Origin of the sequence: Streptomyces sp. NPDC002130 (assembly GCF_040296465.1) — a bacterium.
Lineage (GTDB): Bacteria > Actinomycetota > Actinomycetes > Streptomycetales > Streptomycetaceae > Streptomyces.
The window spans coordinates 1-17,010 of sequence record NZ_JBEOXI010000183.1; the positions used below are offsets into that span (position 1 = coordinate 1).

The 17,010-nt window shown below is 70.4% G+C and carries 17 protein-coding genes and 1 pseudogene; 14 read left to right on the forward strand and 4 right to left on the reverse strand.

Going from position 1 to position 17,010, the window contains the following annotated elements; genetic code table 11:
• Positions 1–46: 46 nt before the first annotated feature.
• The 10 genes and pseudogenes from ABT116_RS28885 to ABT116_RS28930 form a co-directional block, all read left to right on the forward strand.
• A pseudogene (locus ABT116_RS28885) lies at positions 47–1,336 on the forward strand (ATP-binding cassette domain-containing protein); the annotation flags it as partial.
• 141 nt (positions 1,337–1,477) lie between these two features.
• A complete protein-coding gene (locus tag ABT116_RS28890; RefSeq protein WP_351639851.1) occupies positions 1,478–1,753 on the forward strand; it encodes a hypothetical protein in 276 nt (91 codons plus the stop codon).
• 50 nt (positions 1,754–1,803) lie between these two features.
• A complete protein-coding gene (locus ABT116_RS28895) occupies positions 1,804–2,028 on the forward strand; it encodes a hypothetical protein (RefSeq protein ID WP_351639854.1) in 225 nt (74 codons plus the stop codon).
• Positions 2,029–2,094: 66 nt separating this feature from the next.
• Positions 2,095–2,337, forward strand: coding sequence for a hypothetical protein (locus tag ABT116_RS28900; RefSeq protein WP_351639857.1), 243 nt, complete (start codon positions 2,095–2,097; stop codon positions 2,335–2,337).
• Between the two features lie 148 nt (positions 2,338–2,485).
• Positions 2,486–3,529 (forward strand): NUDIX hydrolase, encoded by a 1,044-nt coding sequence (locus tag ABT116_RS28905; protein WP_351639860.1) that lies wholly within the window; start codon positions 2,486–2,488, stop codon positions 3,527–3,529.
• Positions 3,530–3,835: 306 nt separating this feature from the next.
• Positions 3,836–4,867 carry an ABC transporter permease gene (locus ABT116_RS28910; protein WP_351639862.1) on the forward strand — a complete coding sequence of 344 codons (1,032 nt, stop codon included), beginning with the start codon at positions 3,836–3,838 and terminating at the stop codon, positions 4,865–4,867.
• A gap of 79 nt (positions 4,868–4,946) precedes the next feature.
• Positions 4,947–6,632, forward strand: coding sequence for an ABC transporter substrate-binding protein (locus ABT116_RS28915; RefSeq protein ID WP_351639865.1), 1,686 nt, complete (start codon positions 4,947–4,949; stop codon positions 6,630–6,632).
• 75 nt (positions 6,633–6,707) lie between these two features.
• Entirely contained in the window at positions 6,708–7,700 is a 993-nt protein-coding gene (locus tag ABT116_RS28920; RefSeq protein ID WP_351639868.1) for an ABC transporter permease, read from the forward strand.
• Between the two features lie 26 nt (positions 7,701–7,726).
• Positions 7,727–8,827 (forward strand): ABC transporter ATP-binding protein, encoded by a 1,101-nt coding sequence (locus tag ABT116_RS28925; protein ID WP_351639870.1) that lies wholly within the window; start codon positions 7,727–7,729, stop codon positions 8,825–8,827.
• On the forward strand, positions 8,824–9,951 hold the full coding sequence (locus ABT116_RS28930) for an ABC transporter ATP-binding protein (RefSeq protein ID WP_351639873.1): 1,128 nt from the start codon (positions 8,824–8,826) through the stop codon (positions 9,949–9,951). The genes ABT116_RS28925 and ABT116_RS28930 overlap by 4 nt, the downstream gene beginning before the upstream one ends.
• Positions 9,952–10,083: 132 nt before the next feature.
• Here the strand turns inward: ABT116_RS28930 and ABT116_RS28935 are convergent, their stop codons facing one another.
• Complete coding sequence (locus ABT116_RS28935; RefSeq protein ID WP_351639876.1) at positions 10,084–11,439, reverse strand: dipeptidase; 1,356 nt, start codon at positions 11,437–11,439, stop codon at positions 10,084–10,086.
• A 191-nt stretch (positions 11,440–11,630) separates the two neighbouring features.
• Between ABT116_RS28935 and ABT116_RS28940 the strand changes: the two genes are divergently transcribed.
• The gene (locus tag ABT116_RS28940; protein ID WP_351639881.1) at positions 11,631–12,872 is read left to right on the forward strand and encodes a geranylgeranyl reductase family protein; all 1,242 of its coding nucleotides are present in this window, start codon (positions 11,631–11,633) and stop codon (positions 12,870–12,872) included.
• Between the two features lie 65 nt (positions 12,873–12,937).
• Here the strand turns inward: ABT116_RS28940 and ABT116_RS28945 are convergent, their stop codons facing one another.
• Positions 12,938–13,387: a nitroreductase family deazaflavin-dependent oxidoreductase gene (locus ABT116_RS28945; protein WP_351639884.1), complete on the reverse strand. Its 450-nt coding sequence runs from the start codon at positions 13,385–13,387 to the stop codon at positions 12,938–12,940.
• A gap of 124 nt (positions 13,388–13,511) precedes the next feature.
• Here ABT116_RS28945 and ABT116_RS28950 point away from each other — a divergent pair, with 124 nt between their 5' ends.
• On the forward strand, positions 13,512–14,204 hold the full coding sequence (locus ABT116_RS28950) for a TetR/AcrR family transcriptional regulator (RefSeq protein WP_351639890.1): 693 nt from the start codon (positions 13,512–13,514) through the stop codon (positions 14,202–14,204).
• A 44-nt stretch (positions 14,205–14,248) separates the two neighbouring features.
• On the opposite strand, the gene ABT116_RS28955 is transcribed toward ABT116_RS28950, so the two are convergent.
• Entirely contained in the window at positions 14,249–14,656 is a 408-nt protein-coding gene (locus ABT116_RS28955) for a hypothetical protein (RefSeq protein ID WP_351639895.1), read from the reverse strand.
• A gap of 182 nt (positions 14,657–14,838) precedes the next feature.
• On the opposite strand from ABT116_RS28955, the gene ABT116_RS28960 reads away from it, so the two are divergent.
• Together ABT116_RS28960 and ABT116_RS28965 are read left to right on the forward strand one after the other, a co-directional pair.
• A complete protein-coding gene (locus ABT116_RS28960; RefSeq protein WP_351639900.1) occupies positions 14,839–16,083 on the forward strand; it encodes a sensor histidine kinase in 1,245 nt (414 codons plus the stop codon).
• Complete coding sequence (locus ABT116_RS28965) at positions 16,080–16,745, forward strand: response regulator transcription factor (RefSeq protein WP_351639902.1); 666 nt, start codon at positions 16,080–16,082, stop codon at positions 16,743–16,745. The genes ABT116_RS28960 and ABT116_RS28965 overlap by 4 nt, the downstream gene beginning before the upstream one ends.
• Here ABT116_RS28965 and ABT116_RS28970 read toward each other — a convergent pair.
• Complete coding sequence (locus ABT116_RS28970) at positions 16,706–16,945, reverse strand: DUF6332 family protein (protein ID WP_351639905.1); 240 nt, start codon at positions 16,943–16,945, stop codon at positions 16,706–16,708. The genes ABT116_RS28965 and ABT116_RS28970 overlap by 40 nt on opposite strands.
• Positions 16,946–17,010 lie beyond the last annotated feature (65 nt).

Here is a 17,010-nt window from a genome sequence, read left to right on the forward strand (position 1 = left end):
GGTCATCACCGCGGCAGCGCCGACTACGAGGTTCGGCAGATAGAGCAGGGCCTCGGGCACGCTCTCCGGCGGGGAGGCGCAGCGCACCAAGATGATCCGCCACCTCGGCTCCTCGCTCACCGACGTCACCTACGTCTTCGACGAGCCGTCCATCGGCCTGCATCCCCATGACATCCAGCGGATGAACAACCTGCTCCTGCGCCTGCGCGACAAGGGCAACACCGTGCTCGTCGTGGAGCACAAGCCGGAGACGATCGCCATCGCCGACCACGTCGTGGACCTCGGCCCCGGAGCCGGCACGGCGGGCGGCACCGTCTGCTTCGAGGGCACTCTGGAGGGGCTGCGCGGCAGCGGCACCGTCACCGGCCGCCACCTCGACGACCGGGCCAAGATCAAGGCGACGGTCCGCAAGCCCACCGGTGCGCTGGAGATCCGGGGCGCCTCGGCGAACAACCTGCGCGACGTCGACGTCGACATCCCGCTCGGCGTCCTCACCGTGGTCACCGGCGTCGCCGGCTCCGGCAAGAGCTCGCTCGTGCACGGCTCGATGGCCCGGCAGGCAGGGGCCGAGGGCGTGGTGGCGATCGACCAGACCCCGATCCGCGGCTCCCGGCGCAGCAACCCGGCGACGTACACCGGGCTGGCCGACCCGATCCGCAAGGCCTTCGCCAAGGCCAACGGGGTGAAGCCGGCGTTGTTCAGCGCCAACTCCGAGGGCGCCTGCCCCACCTGCAACGGCGCCGGTGTCATCTACACCGACCTGGCGATCATGCAGAGCGTCGCCACGCCCTGCGAGGAGTGCGAGGGCCGACGGTTCGAGGCGTCGGTGCTGGAGTACCGCCTCGGCGGCCGCGACATCAGCGAGGTGCTGGCGATGCCGGTGACCGAGGCCGAGGAGTTCTTCGGCAGCGGTGAGGCCCGTACGCCCGCCGCGCACCGGATCCTTCAGCGGCTCGCGGACGTCGGGCTCGGCTACCTCACCCTCGGCCAGCCGCTCACCACACTGTCCGGCGGCGAGCGGCAGCGGCTCAAGCTGGCCACGCACATGGGCGAGAAGGGCGGCGTGTACGTCCTCGACGAGCCGACCACCGGGCTCCACCTCGCGGACGTGGAGCAGCTGCTCGGCCTCCTCGACCGGCTCGTCGACTCCGGCAAGTCGGTCATCGTGATCGAGCACCACCAGGCGGTCATGGCGCACGCCGACTGGATCATCGACCTCGGCCCCGGCGCGGGCCACGACGGCGGCCGGATCGTCTTCGAGGGCACCCCGGCCGACCTCGTCGAGGCCCGCTCCACACTGACCGGCGAGCACCTGGCGGCCTACGTGGGCGCCTGACGGGGGCTTCGGAGGCCGTGAGGCGAGCCCCGCCCGCTCACCTCGCGGCCTCCACATCAGACATAAAGTACAAATATGGCGAATATCGGCACCGGTCGAGGGCACTCCGTCTCCTGAATCCCCCACGGAACGGAGCCGCAGATGATCATCAGGAAGATGCACGAGATGGGTGTCCGCAGCGAGCACGCCTACATGGCCGGCATGGCCTCCATCGGCCTCAGCGTCGTCGCCTGGATGGGCTCCCTGAAGATGGAAGCAGGCACCGGCCTCGCCCGCGCCGACCGCTGGGGCATCTTCGTCGGCGAATGGGCACCCACCTTCTTCGGTCTCGGCCTCGCCCTGTCCCACTACGAGCAGCAGGACGGCACCCTCACCGCCGACGTCCACGAGTTCCGGCCGGCGCGGAAGGCGGGCTGAACGGCCCATCCCGGCGCGCGGCCGGCACCGTCCCCGCGCACCCTGGTGCCATGGCGTCCGAGAAACCCGTCGTGGTCTACCCGCCCGCCGCGGACGGCGGCCGCCGGGTCCGTGTGGACGACCAGTTCCTCGGCATCGCCTACGGGCCGCTCGATGTCGCCGAGTTCCTGCGACGGGCGGGGATCGAGGACGCGGACGAGGCGTACGTGGCGGCGTCCGGGCTGATCGAGTGGCGCGGCGGCGGCTCCGGTACCTGGGGCGATGTCCCCGGCTGAAGCCGCCGCTTCGCCCGAACGGCCCAGTGGCGTGACCCCGGGGCCCGTCCGGCAGTTGTGTGGGGCATGAAGAAGCGCAGCATGCTCGCCATCGCCTCCCTGGCCACCGGCTTCGCCGTCGCGGCGATCACCCCGTCGCACGCCATCGGAGAGAAGCTCCCCGCCATCAACGTGGACGAGACCCTCAAGACGCTCGACCAGACGGTCGCCGGAGAGGGCCTGTCCGTGGACGGGAAGAACGGCGTACACAAGAAGAAGGCCGCCCAGAAGAAGGGCGCGCAGAAGAAGGGCGCCCAGAAGAAGGGCTGACGAGCCGCCCCGGCCACGGCTCACGGCGCCGGCGCTCCCCGTGTGAGAGGGGGCGCCGGCGCCGTCGTCATGCGCCCTCAACTGCGGCTGGTTTCCGTGGCAGGGTGGAGCGGGCAAGCCTCAGGGGGCCAACAGAAGAGGGGGACCTGTGACCGTCGTCTGGATCAACGGCGCGTTCGGTGCGGGGAAGACCACCACCGCACGGGAACTGATCGAACTGATCCCGAACAGCACGCTCTTCGACCCGGAGGTCATCGGCGGCGCGCTAGCCCACCTGCTGCCGCCCAAACACCTCGCCGAGGTCGGCGACTTCCAGGACCTGCCGATCTGGCGACGGCTCGTGATCGACACGGCGGCCGCGATGCTCGCCGAGCTCGGCGGCACCCTCGTCGTGCCCATGACCCTGCTGCGCCAGGAGTACCGCGACGAGATCTTCGGCGGCCTCGCCGCGCGCAGGATTCCGGTCAGCCACATCCTGCTCGCTCCGGCCGAAACGATACTGCGCGAACGTATAGCGGGTCGTGAGGTGCCGCGGGACCTTCCCGACGGCGACATGCGAATACGCCAGTGGTCCTTCGACCACATCGCGCCGTACCGGACCGCCCTCGCCTCCTGGCTCACCGCCGACGCCCACCCGGTCGACACCAGCGACCTCACCCCGTACGAGACGGCCGCCCGCATCGCCGGGGCCGTCACCGACGGGTCGGTGCCCGTCTGCGACATCGTGCAGACGCCCGAGCCCACCGCCGAGACCGTCGCCGCCGGAGTGCTCCTCTTCGACGAGCAGGACCGGGTGTTGCTCGTCGACCCCACGTACAAGGCCGGCTGGGAGTTCCCCGGCGGTGTCGTCGAACCCGGTGAGGCACCCGCGCGCGCCGGAGTGCGGGAGGTCGCCGAGGAGACCGGCATCCACCTCGAGGAGATGCCGAGCCTGCTCGTCGTCGACTGGGAGCGCCCCGTGCCGCCCGCGTTCGGCGGTCTGCGTCTCCTCTTCGACGGCGGCCTGCTGTCCTCCGCCGAGGCCGGCCGGCTGCTGCTTCCCGGCCCGGAGCTGCGCGCCTGGCGGTTCGTCACCGAGGCGGAGGCCGCCGACCTGCTGCCGCCCGTGCGCTACGAGCGGCTGCGCTGGGCCCTGCGCGCACGCGAACGCGGAGCCGCGCTCTATCTGGAAGCCGGGGTGCCGGTCGGCTGACGCCGGGCCCGCCGCCCGCCCCCTTTACCCGGCACGGGGGATTCCGAGGGGAAAGCAAAAGGAAACGACGGCGTGGCCACGGCCAATCGCTGCCCAAGGAATCTCCCGCGAACACTCACGCCGCGGGAAATCACATTCCCTGCTCTCGTCAACACTTTTCCATCTCAGCAAACAATCCCTTTTCTCGCCCCTGCGCGGCTTGACCGGACTCGCACACCATTGCGAAAGTCCGCAGAGTCTCACGGCGGAAGCAACGACCGCCACCCAATTTCCTTGCCTCAGGGGCAGATCCGGGATGTCCGTACGATGACCACGCAACACCAGCCGGTCGACACCGGCGGCGGCACCGCGCTGCTGACCGAGCCGTCGACCCAAGGCTCCAGACCCGACGGCACGGCAGTCGCCGGCCGCTCACCGGCCCGGATGGCCTGGCGGCGGATCAGGCGGGACAAGGTCACCACGGCCGCCCTGGCGGCCACCCTCCTGTTCATCGCGATCGCGCTCCTCGCCCCGGTGCTCACCGCACTGACCGGCTGGGGACCGATCACCCCCGACAACAAGGCGATCAATCCGGACACGGGTAATTTCCCCTACGGATCGCTGGGCGGCATCAGCGCCCAGCACCTGCTCGGCGTCGAACCGGGCACGGGCTACGACCTGTTCGCCCGCATCGTCTACGGCCTGCGCACCTCGCTCTACGTGGGATTCGCCTCAGCCCTGCTGTCCACCGCGGTCGGTGTGGTGGCCGGGCTCGCCGCCGGATATTTCGGTGGCTGGGTCGACTCCCTGCTGTCCCGGATCATGGACGTGATGCTGGCGTTCCCCCAGCTGCTCTTCATCATCGCGCTCACCCCGGTGATCCAGAACGCCCTGCAGACCAACAGCCACGGCGGCACCGACGAGAACCTCCGGCTGCTCGTCCTGGTCCTCAACATCGCGGTCTTCGCCTGGGCGTACACGGCCCGCCTGGTGCGCGGGCAGGTACTGTCCCTGCGCGAGCGGGAGTTCGTCGACGCCGCGCGGCTGATGAGCGCCGGCCGCCGGCACATCCTCTTCCGGCAGCTGCTGCCCAACCTGTGGGCGCCGATCCTGATCTCCTTCGCGCTCGCCGTCCCGCAGAACATCACCACCGAGGCGGCGCTGTCGTACCTGGGCGTGGGCGTCATCCCGCCCAACCCCGACTGGGGAGCCGTGCTGTCTGACGCCTCCCAGTTCTTCCTCCAGGACCCGATGTACCTCTTCGTGCCCGGCGTCCTGCTCTTCCTCCTCGTGCTGGCACTCAACCTGCTCGGGGACGGCGTCCGGGACGCCCTGGATCCCCGCGCCCGGCGCGGCTGACAAGCCACCCCCCCCGAGTGTCGCCCGGGCGGTCCCACGAACGGCCGCCGAGCCCGTAGCAAGAAACGGAGTTTCCCCCATGACGCGCACCACGCGTACCACGCGCAGATCGCGCACGGTCGCTCTCACGGCAACCGCCGTGGTGATCGCCCTCGGAGCCACCGCATGCGGAGGGTCCTCCGGCAACAGCGCCGGCGGCTCCGCGTCGAAGGGCGGCACGCTGACGATTCTCGACGACGCGGACTTCAACCACATCGACCCTCAGCGGACGTACACCACCGAGGGTTCGAGCATGGACTACGAGCTCGTCCGCACCCTCACCGGATGGGACGAGACGGGCTCCCAGCCCAAGCTGGTCGGCGACCTGGCGACCGACACCGGAACGCCCAGCAAGGGCGCCACGGTGTGGACGTTCCACCTGCGCCACGGGGTCAAGTGGCAGGACGGCAGCGAGGTCACCGCGCAGGACGTCAAGTACGGCGTCGAGCGGGCCTTCTCCCCGGACATCAACGGCGGCCCGCCGTACGCCAGTCAGTGGCTGGTCGGCGGTGACTCCTACAAGGGCCCGTACCAGGGCAAGCAGCTGGCCTCGATCCAGACACCGGACAAGTACACCCTCGTCTTCCATCTCAACCAGCCGGTCGCCGACTTCAACGAGACGACCGCGATGACCGGCTGGTCGGGCGTGCCCAAGGCCCACGACACGGGCGCCACGTACGACACGCATGTCTGGTCCGACGGGCCCTACATGATCAAGTCGTACACCAAGAACAAGGAAATGGTCCTCGTCCGGAACAAGAACTGGAGCCAGTCGAACGACCCGATCCGGCAGCAGAACCTCGACGAGATCGACGCGAAGTTCGGACAGGACCAGGCCGCCATCGACCAGCAGATCAAGTCCGACGGCGGCTCCGCCCAGACCGCGATCACGCAGACGCCGATCGCCGGCTCCGACCTGACGACGATGGCCGGCGACCCGTCGCTCAAGTCGCGCTACTACAAGATCCCCGCCCCGGGCATCAACTACCTGGCGATCAACATGAACCGGGTCAAGGACCTCAAGGTCCGCGAGGCGATCGAGTACGCCATCGACAAGACCACCGTACGCGGCGCCTTCGGCGGTTCGGCCTACGGCAACTACGCCACCACGATGCTCGCCCCCGGCATCGACGGTCACAAGGACTTCAACCTCTACAGCAGCAACCCCGCAGGTGACCTCACCAAGGCCAAGGCCCTGATGAAGCAGGCCGGCAACCCCAAGCCGACGATGTCCCTCGCGGTGGAGAACATTCCCACGCACGAGCACTTCGCGGACGCCGTGAAGACCGCGCTCGCGAAGATCGGCATCACGGTGAACATCACCCCGATCGACAAGAACAACTACTTCAGCACGGTCGACAATGTGAAGAACCAGTACGACCTGACCTGGGGTGACTGGATCGCGGACTGGCCGAACGCCTCCACCGTGCTGCCCACCCTCTTCGACGGACGCCAGATCAAGAAGCTCCCGCAGTCCAACAACGACCTCGCGTACCTGAACGACCCGAAGGTCAACACGCAGATCGACAAGATCGGCAAGATGACCGACATCAAGCAGCGCAACACCGCCTACGGGGAGCTGGATGAGCAGATCCTCAAGGACGCCGCCGTGGTCCCGCTGATGTACATGAACTTCAGTGAGGTGAGCGGCTCGAAGGTCGGCGGTGTCATCGACGACTCGATCATGGCCGAACCCAGCCTGGTGCACGCCTACATCAAGCAGTGACGCAACCCCTCTGAACCCCGTCGGCGGCCCTGCGCCGCCGGCGGGCACCCCACTCACGTCAGGTCCCGGCACCCCATGTTTCGTTACCTCATCAGACGCCTGCTGGCAGCGGCCGTGATCATGCTGGTGATCACCACCATCACCTTCTTCATCTTCTTCGCGCTGCCGTCCAACCCCGCGCTCCTGGCCTGCGGAAAGACCTGCTCGCCCTCCCGCCTCGCGGAGATCAAGCACTCGCTGGGCCTGGACCAGAGCTATCTGACGCAGTACTGGGAGTTCGTCAAGGGGCTGGTCGTGGGCCGTGACTACGGCGACCAGAGCGTCCGCATCCACTGCGGCGCGCCCTGCCTCGGCATCTCCTTCCAGACCGACACCCCCGTCCTGACCACCCTGCTCCAGGACTTCCCGGCGGACCTCTCCCTCGGGCTCGGCGCCGCGGTGGCGTTCCTGATCCTGGGCGTCGGCCTCGGCACCGTAGCGGCGGTGCGCAGGGGCCGGGCCGCCGACAAGGCGGCGGTGGGACTCGCCCTGTTCGGTGTGTCGGTGCAGATCTACTTCATCGGTCTGCTCCTGCTCTACCTCTTCGTGGACAAGTTCCAGATCCTGCCGACCTCCGGCTACACGCCGTTCACCGAGGACCCGGCCGGCTGGTTTCAGGGGCTGATCCTGCCCTGGTCCACCCTCGTCATCGTCTACCTCGCCATGTACACCCGGCTCACCCGCTCCTCCATGCTGGAGGTCTTCGCCGAGGACTACATGCGCACCGCCCGCGCCAAGGGCCTGCCGGCCGCCACCGTCGTCCTCAAGCACGGACTGCGCGCCGCCATCACCCCGATCATCACCATCTTCGGCATGGACGTCGGCTCCCTGATCGGCGGCTCCGCGGTCATCACCGAGTCCGTGTTCGGCATCAACGGCATCGGCAAGCTCGCCGTCGACTCCGTCCAGAACTCCGACCTGCCGGTCATCCTCGGCACCACGCTCTTCGCCGCGACGTTCGTGGTCCTCGCCAACGTCGTCGTCGACCTGGTGTACGGCCTCGTCGACCCGCGCGTGCGCCTCGCCTGAGCCCTTCTTCGTCCTTAGGAACACCCGTGTCCGTATCGACCTCACCGCAGCCCGCGGACGTCACCCCCGCGCCCGCACCCTTCCTCGACGTACGCGACCTGAGGGTGCACTTCCCGACCGAGGACGGCCTCGTCAAGTCCGTCGACGGCGTCTCCTTCACCCTGGAGAAGGGCAGGACCCTCGGCATCGTCGGCGAGTCCGGCTCCGGCAAGTCGGTGACCTCACTGGCCCTGCTCGGACTCCACAAGGGCACCCGTGCCCAGGTCTCCGGCGAGATCTGGCTGGAGGGCAGGGAACTCGTCGCCCTGCCCGAGGCCGGGATGCGCGCCCTGCGCGGCCGCACCGTCTCCATGATCTTCCAGGACCCGCTGTCCGCGCTGCACCCCTTCTTCACCGTCGGCTCCCAGATCGCCGAGGCCTACCGGGTGCACCACAAGGTCTCCAAGAAGGAGGCGAAGGACCGCGCGGTCGAGATGCTGAAGCGGGTCGGCATCCCGCAGCCCGAGCGCCGGGTCAGGGACTACCCGCACCAGTTCTCCGGCGGTATGCGCCAGCGCGCCATGATCGCCATGTCGCTGGTGTGCGACCCGGAGCTGCTCATCGCCGACGAGCCCACCACCGCCCTGGACGTCACCGTCCAGGCGCAGATCCTGGACCTGATCCGCGACCTCCAGGAGGAGTTCGGCTCCGCCGTCGTCATCATCACGCACGACCTCGGCGTGGTCTCCGACATCGCCGACGACATCCTGGTGATGTACGGCGGCCGCCGCATCGAGTACGGCACCACCCGCGAGGTGCTCAAGCAGCCCCAGCACCCCTACACCTGGGGCCTGTTGCAGTCGATGCCGCACCTCGGAGGCGACGTCGGCGAACGGCTCAACCCGATCCCCGGCACCCCGCCGAGCCTGATCAACCTGCCGGACGGCTGCTCCTTCCACCCCCGCTGCGCCTACAAGGGCTGGGTGGCGGAGGGCCGTTGCACGGCGGAACGGCCCGAACTGCGCCTCGTGTCCGGCAGCGAACGGCACCTCGCCGCCTGCCATCTGAGCGATGACGCCAAGCAGGAGATCCGCGGCGGGGCCGGTCCGGACGACCGGGACGCCGTCGCCGCACGGGCCGCGCAATGACGCCGGCGGACGAAAGGGACCACGCCGTGAGCACCACCGAGCCCCGCACCGGGCAGAGCACCGACCGCCCCGCCGGCGAGAGCCCAGGCGAGAACCTGCTGGAGGTACGCGGTCTGCAGAAGCACTTCCCGATCCGGCAGGGCATCATCTTCCAGCGGCAGATCGGCGCCGTCCGCGCCGTCGACGGCATCGACTTCTCCGTCGGCCCGGGCGAGTCGCTGGGCCTGGTCGGCGAATCCGGCTGCGGCAAGTCGACCACCGGCCGCCTGATCACCCGGCTGCTCGAACCCACCGGCGGCTCCGTCGTGTTCGACGGCGAGGACATCACGCACCAGCACGCAGCGCGGATGCGGGAGGCCCGCCGCAACCTCCAGATGATCTTCCAGGACCCCTACTCTTCGCTGAACCCACGGCACACCGTCGGCACCATCATCGAGACGCCGATGCGGCTCAACGGCATCAACCCGCCCCAGGGCCACAAGAAGCGCGCCCAGGAACTCCTGGAGACGGTCGGGCTCAACCCCGAGCACTACAACCGCTACCCGAACGAGTTCTCCGGTGGTCAGCGCCAGCGCATCGGCATCGCCCGCGCCCTTGCCCTCAGGCCGAAGCTGATCGTGGCCGACGAGCCCGTCTCCGCGCTGGACGTCTCCATCCAGGCGCAGGTCGTCAACCTGCTCCAGGACCTCCAGCGGGAGTTCGGCATCGCCTTCGTATTCATCGCCCACGACCTGGCCGTCGTACGGCACTTCTCCGAGCGGGTCGCCGTCATGTACCTCGGAAAGATCGTCGAGGTCGCCGATCGGGAGTCGCTCTACACGCGGCCCCGGCACCCCTACACGCACGCGCTGCTGTCCGCCGTGCCCGAGGCCGACCCGGACGCCGTCGGACGGCGTGAACGCATCCGGCTGGCCGGGGACGTGCCCTCGCCGATCGACCCGCCCTCCGGCTGCCGCTTCCGCACCCGCTGCTGGAAGGCGCAGGACAAGTGCGCCGTCGAGGAGCCGGCGCTGGCGCGCGTCGAGGGCAGCCCCTCGGGGCACCTGACCGCCTGCCACTTCCCCGAGGAGCCGTCCGTCACCGCACGCGAGGAGGACATCGTCCTGGACCCGGCCCTCGGCTAGGGGCGCCGCCCGTGTGCCGCGTCGCCCAGCGCCCGGGCCGCCTGCGCGGTCACCGGCTCGATGACGTCTAGGGGAAGAACGTGGGAAAGGCCCCCGTCCGGGGACGAGGGCCTTCTGCTGCGGGCAGAGCGGTCAGCCCGCCGCGTAGTTGCGCAGGAACAGTGCCTCCGCCACCGACAGCCGCTCCAGTTCCTCGGGGGACACGCTCTCGTTCACCGCGTGGATCTGCGCCTCGGGCTCGCTCAGCCCGATGAGCAGGATCTCCGCACGCGGGTACAGCGCGGCCAGCGTGTTGCACAGCGGGATGGAGCCGCCCTGCCCCGCGTACTGCACCTCCTGGCCCGGGTAGGCCACCGCCATCGCGGCCGCCATGGCCTGGTACGCCGGGCTGGTGGTGTCGGCGCGGAACGGCTGGCCCTGGCCGATCTGCTCGGTGCTCACCCGCGCACCCCACGGCGTGTGCGCCTCCAGATGCGCCTGGAGCAGCTTGGTCGCCTCGCCCGCGTCCACGCCCGGCGGCACCCGCAGGCTGATCAGCGCGCGGGCGCTCGCCTGCACGGAGGGGGTGGCACCGACCACGGGCGGGCAGTCGATGCCGAGGACGGTGACGGCGGGGCGCGCCCAGATGCGGTCCGCGACCGTCCCGGACCCGATCAGCCCGACGCCCTCCAGGACTTTGGCGTCCTGCCGGAACTGCTCCTCCTCGTAGCGCAACCCGTTCCAGGAGGCGTCGCCGGTGAGCCCCTCGACGGTCGTCGAACCGTCCTCGGCGCGCAGCGAGTCCAGCACGCGGATCAGCGCGGCCAGCGCGTCGGGTGCGGCACCGCCGAACTGGCCCGAGTGCAGATTGCCCGCGAGGGTGTCGACCTGAAGGCGCACCATCGTCATGCCGCGCAGGGTGGAGGTGACGGTCGGCAGGCCGACGCGGAAGTTGCCCGCGTCGCCGATGACGATCGTGTCCGCCTCCAGCAGGCCGGGGTGCTCCTCGGCGTACCGCTCCAGACCGCCGGTGCCCATCTCCTCCGAGCCCTCGGCGATCACCTTCACATGGACGGGCACGCCGCCGTTCGCCTTCAGTGCGCGCAGCGCCAGCAGGTGCATGACCAGGCCGCCCTTGCAGTCGGCGGCCCCGCGCCCGTACCAGCGTCCGTCCCGCTCGGTCAGCTCGAAGGGCGGGGTCGTCCAGGCGGCCTCGTCCAGCGGCGGCTGCACGTCGTAGTGGGCGTAGAGCAGGACGGTCTTCGCGCCCTCCGGGCCGGGCAGGTAGCCGTAGACCGACTGGGTGCCGTCGGGGGTGTCGAGCAGGGCCACGTCCTCGAAGCCCTCGGCGGCGAGCGCGTCGGCGACCCAGCGGGCGGCGCCCTCGCTCTCGCTCCTCGGGAACTGGTCGAAGTCCGCCACCGACCGGAAGGCCACCAGTTCGGTGAGCTCCTGCTTCGCCCTGGGCATCAGCGATGCGACGGTCTCGGCGACCGGATTCGACGACATGGGCACGCTCCTCGTGGGTGCGACGTTGTCAAGGGTGCGTACCTCTCGGTACGCGTGATCGTGTGGTGCGGGCGCGTCCCCGTGTATGGGCCACCCACGCCGCCGATCCTCCCACAGCGGCCTGCGGTGCCCGCCGCCGTAGGATGCGGGAGACAGCGGCAGGCGGCTTTGATCGGGAGCAACAGACCATCGTGAGCAGCGAGAACACTTCGGCGGACGACGTGCGGCAGGTGTGGGACGTCGTCGTGGTGGGCGCGGGACCCGCGGGCGCTTCGGCCGCGTACGCGGCGGCGGTGGCCGGCAGACGCGTGCTGTTGCTGGAGAAGGCGGAGCTGCCGCGGTACAAGACGTGCGGCGGCGGCATCATCGGCCCCTCGCGCGACGCCCTGCCGCCCGGTTTCGAGCTGCCGCTCAGGGACCGGGTGCACGCGGTGACGTTCTCCAGCAACGGCCGCTTCACGCGCACGCGCCGCTCCAAGCAGATGCTCTTCGGGCTGATCAACCGGCCCGAGTTCGACCAGCAGCTGGTCGAGCACGCGCAGAAGGCGGGCGCCGAGCTGCGTACGGGCGTCACCGTCCAGCGGGTCGAGCAGCACGGCTCGGCGGTGCCGGACCGGCGCACGGTCGCCGTGGTCCTGCAGGGCGGCGAGGTCGTGCTCGCGCGGGCGGTCGTCGGGGCGGACGGCAGCGCCAGCCGGATAGGGGCGCATGTCGGGGTCAAGCTCGACCAGGTCGATCTCGGTCTGGAGGCGGAGATCCCGGTGCCGGACACCGTCGCGGAGGACTGGAAGGGCCGGGTGCTCATCGACTGGGGCCCCATGCCCGGTAGTTACGGCTGGGTCTTCCCCAAGGGCGACACCCTGACGGTCGGGGTCATCTCGGCCCGGGGCGAAGGTGCCGCGACGAAGCGGTACTTGGAGGAGTTCATCGGCCGGCTGGGCCTCGCCGGGTTCGAACCGAGCATCTCCTCGGGGCACTTGACCCGCTGTCGTGCCGACGACTCGCCGCTCTCGCGCGGGCGGGTGCTGGTGTGCGGTGACGCGGCGGGGCTGCTGGAGCCGTGGACCCGTGAGGGCATTTCCTTCGCGCTGCGGTCCGGCCGGCTCGCGGGGGAGTGGGCGGTGCGGATCGCCGAGGCGCACGACGCCGTGGACACGCGCCGGCAGGCTCTCAACTACGCGTTCGCCGTCAAGGCCGGCCTCGGAGTGGAGATGAGTGTCGGCAGGCGACTGGTGACGGTGTTCGAGCGGCGTCCCGGGTTGTTCCACGCGGCGCTGACGGGCTTCCGCCCTGCTTGGAGGGCGTTCAAGGAGATCACGCAGGGCTCGACGTCGCTGGGCGAGATCGTCCGTACGTACCCGGTGGCGCAGCGGGCCCTGACCGCGCTGGACCGCCGTCCCGCCGCGGGCGGCGGGGCCGGCTCGGCGGAGTGATCGGCCGCCCGTCGAGATCAGCCCTCACCGCGATCAGCGCTCTTCGTGATCAGCCCTCTTCGTGATCAATCCTTCACCGTGATCTCGAAGACCGGGTGGTCGGGTGCGATGCGGCGCAGCTGGTCGTCGGGGGAGTCGGGGCCGACGCCGTTGAAGAAGACCCCGACCTCCGCCTTCCAGCGCTTGAGATAGGCGCGCAGGATCGGGGTCTTGTCGTCGTCGCCCACCTCGGCCGCGGTGAAGGTGTCCACGTGCTTGCCCAGGTGCAGTTCACCGCCGCCCGCGGCGCGCATGTTGTGCGTCCACTGCACATGACCGCGGGGGGCGACCAGGTACTGCCTGCCGTCCAGGGTCAGCAGGTTGACGGGGGTGGTGCGCCACTGGCCGCTCTTGCGGCCCCGGACGGCGAGGACCCGGGAGCCCCAGACGCTGATCCCGCGGCGGGTCAGCCAGGCCACGAAGCGGTTGAAGACGTTGACGGTGAACCAGCCGGGCTTCTGGACGTGCGTGGACATGAGGTCCCCCTCTTTTGTGAGCACTGCTCTCTCGGGGTTCAGTCTGCCTGCCATCGGCACCACGGAGCAAGAGCAGTGCTCTCTTTTATGTGCACTGCTCTGTTCTCATGGCACACTTTTCCGCATGAGCACCGCACACGGCGCCCGTGCCAGGGCCAGGATCGAAGTGACCGCGGCCATCAAGGACGAGGCCCGCAGACAGCTCGCGGCGGAGGGCGCCGCCCGGCTCTCCCTGCGGGCCGTCGCCCGTGAACTGGGCATGGTCTCCTCCGCGCTGTACCGCTACTTCCCCAGCCGTGACGACCTGCTCACCGCGCTCATCATCGATGCCTACGACTCCCTCGGTGAGAGCGCCGAGGCCGCCGCAGAGTCAGCGGCCGGGCCCTTCGAGCACTGGATCGCGGTCTGCCAGGCGGTCAGGCGCTGGGCGCTGGACCATCCGCACGAGTACGCGCTGATCTACGGATCGCCCGTGCCCGGCTACACGGCCCCCGAAGTCACCGTCCCGGCCGCCGCCCGCGTCGGCCTGCTGCTCATCGGCATCACGCGCGACGCCCACCACGGTCCGGGCCTCGCCCGGCCTTCGATGCCGGCCGACCTCCGCCCGGAGGCCGAACGGATGGCCGCCGACCTCGCCCCGGACCTCCCCCCGGAGGTCGTGACCGCACTTGTCGCGGCCTGGGCCCAGCTGTACGGCCTGGTCGGCTTCGAGCTGTTCGGCCAGTTCTACCGGGTGGTGGAGGACCGGGAGACGTTCTTCCGGCACGCGGCGGAGCAACTCGCCAGGGGGGTGGGGCTGGTGCCCGGGCCCGCCTGAAGCCGGTCCGGTCGGTCGCGATCGGATGCGTCGATGCGGAGAGATCAGGGCGCGAAGTACCAGCAGTACAGGTGGAGGTGAGTCTCCCCGCCACTTACCGCGAGGGCTGACACTCGATCAAGGAGGTCCAGCGCGTTGTCCAGCGAGAGCTCGTCGTCCGCTTCGGAGGCGGCCTCGGCCCACGCAAGAGCTGCAGCTCTGAGCCGGTCTCTCCCCACAGTTGCCAGAGCCGTGCAGAGTGGCTCCGGGACGGCAAAGACGGTGAAACCGTCGTTGGCCATGGGCACCACATCCCGGATTGTGCTCTCGGCGCCCGTCAGCTGAGCTTCCCACCTCAGGACCGCGTCATCGGGATACATGCCGTCGAACGGCACGGCCGGGAAGTCGTGACTGCTGCGAGGGCCCACCCGCAGGGCGGACTCGTCGTCTCCCGCAAGGAAGAATTCACCCATGCGCACCATCCACTGATCTTCGCACCCGCATGGCACGCAGGCGCACCGACGAATGGGGTGGGCTCAGGTGGGACAAGCCCTGGGCCACCGGCACGGCAGGAGGGCGTACTTCCCCGGGAGTACGCGTGATCACCACGCGGGGGTGACGCGGCTGCGGGAGCGGGGCGTCTAGCGTGGCCGGTATGGACGAGCAGCGTGCGGGGGGCGGTCCGCCGCAGTGGTGGCGGCACGGGCCGGCGTCGTGGGACCGGCGGGAGGGGCGGGATCCGCGGTGGCCCTGGCGGTCCACGGTCCTCGTGACCGTGTTCGTCCTGGCCGGGTCGAACTTCGCCGCCCACGGGCAGCAGGGCGAGCGGGCGGAGCTGGATCTCTTCGCACGGGTGCTGCTGCTGGTGGCCGTAGGGCTGCTGCTGTGGCGGAAGCGGTATCCGGTGGCCGTGGTGTTCGGCACGGCGGCCGCCGTCATGGTCTATCTGGGGGCCGGGTATCCCTATGGGCCGGTGCTCTTCACCGTCGCCCTGGCCTGCTTCAGCGCCATCGTCGCCGGGCACCGCCGGGCGGCGTGGACCGCGATGGGCATGCTCTGGGCCGGGCACGTCCTGGTGGCGCACTGGCTCTTCAGGTGGCTGCCGCCGGCCGGGGACTCCGCCGTCTCCTGGGGTGAGGAGGTCGTGGTCGCCACCTGGGTGGTGGCCGTCGCGGCGGTGTCGGAGCTGTTCCGTGTCCGGCGCGAGCAGTGGGCCCGCGAACGGGCCGAGCGGGCCGAGGCCGCACGGCGGCGGGCCGATGAGGAGCGGCTGCGGATCGCGCGGGAGCTGCACGACGTCCTCGCCCACAGCATCTCCGTCATCAACGTGCAGGCGGGTGTCGGTCTCGCACTGCTGGACACCGACCCCGAGCAGGCCCGCACCGCCCTCACCACGATCAAGGACCAGAGCAAGGAGGCGCTCGGCGAGGTGCGCCAGGTGCTCGACACCCTGCGCGCCCCCGGTGCCGCGCCGCGAACCCCCGCGCCCGGCCTCGACCGGCTGCCCGAACTGGTGGAGCAGGCCGCGAGCGCGGGCCTCACGGTGGACGTCGTGGGAGAGCCGCCGCGCCTCGGGCCGGGCACGGACCTGGCCGCCTTCCGGATCGTCCAGGAGGCCCTGACCAACGTCGTACGGCACTCGGGTTCACGGCACGCGCGCGTGCACCTCGCGCACGACGCGGACGTCCTGCGGCTGCGCGTGGACGACGACGGACCCGCGACCGGCGCCGACGCGGGCGGCAGCGGCAACGGGCTCGCCGGGATGCGGGAGCGGGCCGCCGCCCTGGGTGGCACCATCGAGGCGGGCCCCCGCCCGGGCGGAGGGTTCCGGGTGCTCGCCGTGCTGCCGCTGTCGGCATCCGCCGGAACGTCCGCCGGACCGAAACAGGAGGACCGGTGATCCGTGTACTGCTCGCCGACGACCAGTCACTGGTGAGGGCGGGATTCCGGGCGCTGCTCGACGCGCAGCCGGACATCGAGGTGGTCGCGGAGGCCGCCGACGGGGAGGAGGCCGTGCGCCGGATCCGTGAACTTCGGCCCGACGTCGTGCTGATGGACATCCGCATGCCGGCGCTGGACGGCCTGGCCGCGACCCGGCAGGTCACCGCCGACCCGGACCTGGGGAACGCCAAGGTGGTCATGCTCACCACCTTCGAGCTCGACGAGTACGTCTTCGAGGCGATCCGCTCCGGCGCGTCCGGCTTTCTGGTCAAGGACACCGAGCCGGAGGAACTCCTGCGCGCCGTACGGGCGGTGGTCGCGGGCGACGCACTGCTGTCGCCGAGTGTGACGCGGCGGCTGATCTCCGAGTTCGCCTCCCGCTCCAAGGAACCGGCGGCGGCCGGCGCGCTGGACCGGCTCACCGAGCGGGAGCGCGAGGTCATGGCGTTGGTGGGGATGGGCCTGTCCAACGAGGAGATCGCCCGCCGCCTGGTCGTCAGCCCGCTCACGGCGAAGACCCACGTCAGCCGCACGATGGTGAAGCTCGGCGCCCGCGACCGGGCCCAACTGGTCGTGCTCGCCTACGAGTCGGGGCTGGTGCGGCCGGGCTGGCTGGGCTGATCCGCCCTCCGGAAGCGGAGAAGCACACTGACGACCCGGGCGGCGAAGAGCACCGGCGCGAGCACCAGACCGGCCCGCACCAGCAGGCGCTCCGGCGTCTCCGGCAGGTCGAAGAGCAACGCGGGCCCGGCCACGGCCCCGAAGACCACCGCCGCCGCGAAGGCCGCACTGCACAGCGCGTACCCGATCTCGACGGTGATGACATGGCGACTTCCAGTACCGCTCACGCATCCAGAAGCGGCGGTCGTAGATCGAGCAGAACAAC

Bases quoted from the DNA above. Each gene is read 5' to 3' on its own strand.
- ABT116_RS28890 (WP_351639851.1), top strand. From the start codon at position 1,478: ATGATCATCAGGAAGATGCACGAGATGGGTGTCCGCAGCGAGCACGCC.
- ABT116_RS28895 (WP_351639854.1), top strand. From the start codon at position 1,804: ATGGCGTCCGAGAAACCCGTCGTGGTCTACCCGCCCGCCGCGGACGGC.
- ABT116_RS28900 (WP_351639857.1), top strand. From the start codon at position 2,095: ATGAAGAAGCGCAGCATGCTCGCCATCGCCTCCCTGGCCACCGGCTTC.
- ABT116_RS28910 (WP_351639862.1), top strand. From the start codon at position 3,836: ATGACCACGCAACACCAGCCGGTCGACACCGGCGGCGGCACCGCGCTG.
- ABT116_RS28915 (WP_351639865.1), top strand. From the start codon at position 4,947: ATGACGCGCACCACGCGTACCACGCGCAGATCGCGCACGGTCGCTCTC.
- ABT116_RS28920 (WP_351639868.1), top strand. From the start codon at position 6,708: ATGTTTCGTTACCTCATCAGACGCCTGCTGGCAGCGGCCGTGATCATG.
- ABT116_RS28930 (WP_351639873.1), top strand. From the start codon at position 8,824: ATGACGCCGGCGGACGAAAGGGACCACGCCGTGAGCACCACCGAGCCC.
- ABT116_RS28935 (WP_351639876.1), bottom strand. From the start codon at position 11,439: ATGTCGTCGAATCCGGTCGCCGAGACCGTCGCATCGCTGATGCCCAGG.
- ABT116_RS28945 (WP_351639884.1), bottom strand. From the start codon at position 13,387: ATGTCCACGCACGTCCAGAAGCCCGGCTGGTTCACCGTCAACGTCTTC.
- ABT116_RS28950 (WP_351639890.1), top strand. From the start codon at position 13,512: ATGAGCACCGCACACGGCGCCCGTGCCAGGGCCAGGATCGAAGTGACC.
- ABT116_RS28955 (WP_351639895.1), bottom strand. From the start codon at position 14,656: ATGGGTGAATTCTTCCTTGCGGGAGACGACGAGTCCGCCCTGCGGGTG.
- ABT116_RS28960 (WP_351639900.1), top strand. From the start codon at position 14,839: ATGGACGAGCAGCGTGCGGGGGGCGGTCCGCCGCAGTGGTGGCGGCAC.